Raw genomic sequence first — 3,727 nt, forward strand, 5'->3', positions numbered from 1 at the left:
TCGCGGCGTATCTCGCGCGGCGCGGCGAACCCGGGTCGCCCGACGCGCTTGCCGGCCACGACTGCCTCGCATGGCACGGTGCGCCGCCGCCCGGTGCGTGGCGCTTTGGCGAACGCCGCCACGTGCCGGCGCAGCCGCGGTTTCGCAGCAATCATTCGGAAGCGTTGCTCGAAGCCGCGATCGACGGGCTCGGCCTCGCGCACCTGCCGACCTGGCTCGCGGGCGATGCGCTGCGCGACGGACGCTTGCGCGCGGTGCTACTGGAGTTCGCGGCGGCGCCCGAGCCGGCGACGATCCACGTGTTGCGCCAGCAGGCGCGCGGCACCGCACGCGCGTCGCGGCTCGTCGGGTTCCTCGCGACGTGGTTCGCGCAGCCGGCATGGGATGCCGCGTGGGCATGACGGCGGGCGGGTGCCCGTGCCGAAAGAAAAAAGGGCCTCGCATGCGAGGCCCGTCAAAGGTCGGAGAAGCCGGTACGCCGGCCGGCAGCCGCAGGCTGCGCGGCACCGGCCGGATGCGCACCGTTACTGCGTCACTACCTTGCGCGGCTTGAAGATGCCCTGGTATTGCAGTGCCGGGCGTTCCTTCGTCACCGGCTCGATGCCGCCGAAGGTCGGCGTCTGGCGCAGCTTCATCGCGGCCGGCGAAGCGACCGAGCCGATCGACGTCGAGCGCGACGCCGGCGCGAGGTTGTTCGCCACGAGCAGCGCGGCTTCGCTCTTCAGGTTCGCGAGCAGGACCGGATCGGTCGAGCCGTTGACCTGCGTGAGCAACCCGCTCCAGGCCGCATCGCTGTAGTTCACGACGTAGTAGTCGAGCCCGCTCGGGTCGGCGACCACGCCCGTGCAGCCGTCGACGCGCGTTTGCGTCTGCGTGTCCTTCAGCGCGAGCGTCGTGCGTTTCGCGAGACCCTGGCCGTACGCGAGCGTGATCGGCACCGTCCATTGCAGGCCCGGATACGCGTTCTTGTTCGGGAACGGCTGCTGCTTCAGCGTGATGACGGTCTGGTTCTTCGTCAGGTCGCACTGCGTGTCGAGCGAGATCAGCGGCACCCCGGTCTGACGGACATAGCTGTCGCCGATCGCGCCGATCGCCTGGCCGCTTTCCTTCGACAGCGCATCCCACAGACGCTTCGGCGTGCCGTTGCCGAACGAGTAGTCGACCAGGTACTGTTGCAGGCCCTTGCGCAGCGTCTGTTCGCCGAGATAGTTCTCGAGCGTCTTCAGCACGTGGCCGCCCTTGTCGTACGTGAACGCGCTGGCGCTCAGCACGAAGTCGTTCGACGCCCAGCCGTTGAAGTTCGGTGCGACCGGGAACGCGTTCGGGCCGATGTCACGATTGATCACGCGGTACTTGTTCTTCACCTGGTCGAGCCAGCTGAACTCGTTGGGGAAGAACTGGATCGTCGTCTTCGTTTCGAAGAATGTCGCGAACGACTCGTTGAGCCATACGTTGTCCCACCAGTCGGTCGTGACGAGATCGCCGAACCACTGGTGCGCGACTTCGTGCGTCAGCACCTCGTTGCCGTAGTGCGACATCGGCTGGCCCGGCTGCGGCAGGATGTCGTCGGCGAACTCGAGGATCGACCCCCAGTTCTCCATCCCGCCGAAGTTCAGGTCCTTCTGCTCCTTGAACGCGTCGTTCGCGGCCACCGTGTCGAACTTCGTGAGCGGCAGCGCGATGCCCGTGTAGCGGTAGTAGAAGTCGAGCGCCTGCTTGGTGCGGTCCATCGCCGGCTTCGCCCAGTCGCTCATGCCCGGCGGCGTGAACACGCGCAGGTGCAGGCCGCCCTTGCCGCCCGGCAGCGGGCTCGTGAAGTCGTCTTCATAGGTGTCGAACAGGCCGCCGCCGAAGAACAGCAGGTACGACGGCATCGGCGGGGTCTTGTCGAACTGCACGAGCTTGTAGCCGCCGCCGATGTTGGTCGACGGCTTCTCGGCCGCGTTCGACACGACTCGCCAGCTCTGCGGCACTTCGGCCGTCACTTCATAGGTCGGGCGGAACGCCGGCTCGTCCCAGCCGGGGAACCACTGGCGCGACAGGTTGGTTTCGCCTTGCGTGAGGATCGCGCCGCTCGTCTTGCCGTCGGTGCCCTTCAGGTCGACGCGGAAGATGCCTTCCGCGGCCGAGCAGCCCGGATACGGATCGTCGCCGCAGCTGCCGCCGGTCTTCGCAACCGGATCGTCATACGACTTGAAGTTGATGATGCCCGACCATTCCATGTGCAGCGAATAGTTGCCCGGCGAGATCGTGCCGCTCACGGGGCGCAGCTGATAGAAGTCGCCCTTGTCCTGCGGCGTCGCGATCAGCTGGATGTTGCCCGGCTGCAGCGTGATGCGGCCGTTCGTGAACTTGATCCGGTGGCCGGCGATCACGATGTTGTTGACCGGCTTCAGCACCTTGATTTCGACGTCGGCGCGGCCGTCGAACGCGTTCAGCGCTTCGTTCGGGCGGAACCACAGCCGGTAGTTCACGGGTACCACGGTGTCCGGCAACTCGACAGGCGATACGCTCTTGTCGACATTGGATGCGCTTGGCGGCGCGGTGACGGTGGGCGACGAGCCCGAGTGCGGCGCGCCGGCGGAGCTGAGCGCGGACGCCGAGCCCACGCCGCCGTCGTCGCCACCGCAGCCCGCGAGCGCGAGTGCGGCGACGATCGGCAGATAACGCATCTTGCGAATGTTGATCGACATGACTGAAACCTCGATTGTTGAAAGAATCGTTCAGTGCTGCGAAAACGCCGGCAAAAACAATCCCCTCGCCGTTAATCAACAGCGATGAAAATGCCAATGACGGATTATTCGAAAAGACGGCGGCCGACTACGTGAATGTAATCATGGTTTACTGCCCCCTCTGGATTTCCGGATGTCGGTTAACTTGCCGGTTCAAAATGGCCGGGCGCGTGTTGTACTGAATTGATTTCGCGCGCACGACACGGAGCCGCACGCCCTGCGCGGGCGCGCTTTCCCCTTGAACAGACGACCTACAGGGCTGGCCGGGCCTGGTCGCAGGATGGCCGGAAGGCGTGTCGCCATTCCGTAAAAACACCGTCATGCGGCTTCAAGGTTTGTCGGCTTGCTCGAAGGATGCGTAAATATACTTGATGGTTTTAGGTAAAGGAAACGAAAAATTTAGAAATTGCATCTATTGAATTCACGGTGCTTCATTGAATGCTGGAAAGCATTAATGCGCTTTTCGTTTGACTGTTATTTTCGTAGTTTTAATCTATTAACGATCTCGCGTGACGGCGAAAACTACGAAACCCGGCGTACGGAGGCATGCTCGGTACAATGCAGCGACGATCCGCTCACCGATTGCCGCGAGGAGGTTCTCCCATGCCACGAGCCCTGTTCCGTATCGCGCCGCTGCGCGCCGTGCTGCTGCTGTTCGCTGCCGTGCTCCTGCTCGGCGGTTGTGCTGGGCTGACGCGCGACCCGGTGAACGTGACGGTCGCCGGGCTCGACCCGCTCGTCGGGCAGGGCCTCGAGATGCGTTTCAGCCTGAAGCTGCGCGTGCAGAACCCGAACGACGCGCCGATCGAATACGACGGCATCTCAGTCGCACTCGACCTGAACGGCACGCCGTTCGCGAGCGGCGTCAGCGATCGCTCGGGCACCGTGCCGCGTTTCGGCGAGGCCGTGCTCGACGTGCCGGTTTCCGTGTCGGCCTTCGCCGCCGCGCGGCAGGCGTGGAACCTGCCCGGCGCGGCCGCGAACGGCGAGCTGCC

The 3,727-nt window shown here is 64.7% G+C and carries 3 protein-coding genes; 2 read left to right on the forward strand and 1 reads right to left on the reverse strand.

Features of this window, described 5'->3' with window-relative positions:
* Nucleotides 1–401: LysR substrate-binding domain-containing protein (locus G3O00_RS40870; protein ID WP_241025575.1), on the forward strand; the 401-nt coding region annotated here is incomplete at its 5' end.
* A 123-nt stretch (nt 402–524) separates the two neighbouring features.
* Here G3O00_RS40870 and G3O00_RS40875 read toward each other — a convergent pair.
* Nucleotides 525–2,693, reverse strand: coding sequence for a M1 family metallopeptidase (locus tag G3O00_RS40875; RefSeq protein WP_011350779.1), 2,169 nt, complete (start codon nt 2,691–2,693; stop codon nt 525–527).
* 642 nt (nt 2,694–3,335) lie between these two features.
* On the opposite strand from G3O00_RS40875, the gene G3O00_RS40880 reads away from it, so the two are divergent.
* Nucleotides 3,336–3,727 (forward strand): LEA type 2 family protein (locus G3O00_RS40880; protein ID WP_206146393.1); only part of this gene is annotated, 392 nt, incomplete at its 3' end.

Source organism: Burkholderia sp. Ac-20384 (assembly GCF_017104605.1).
GTDB lineage: Bacteria > Pseudomonadota > Gammaproteobacteria > Burkholderiales > Burkholderiaceae > Burkholderia > Burkholderia lata.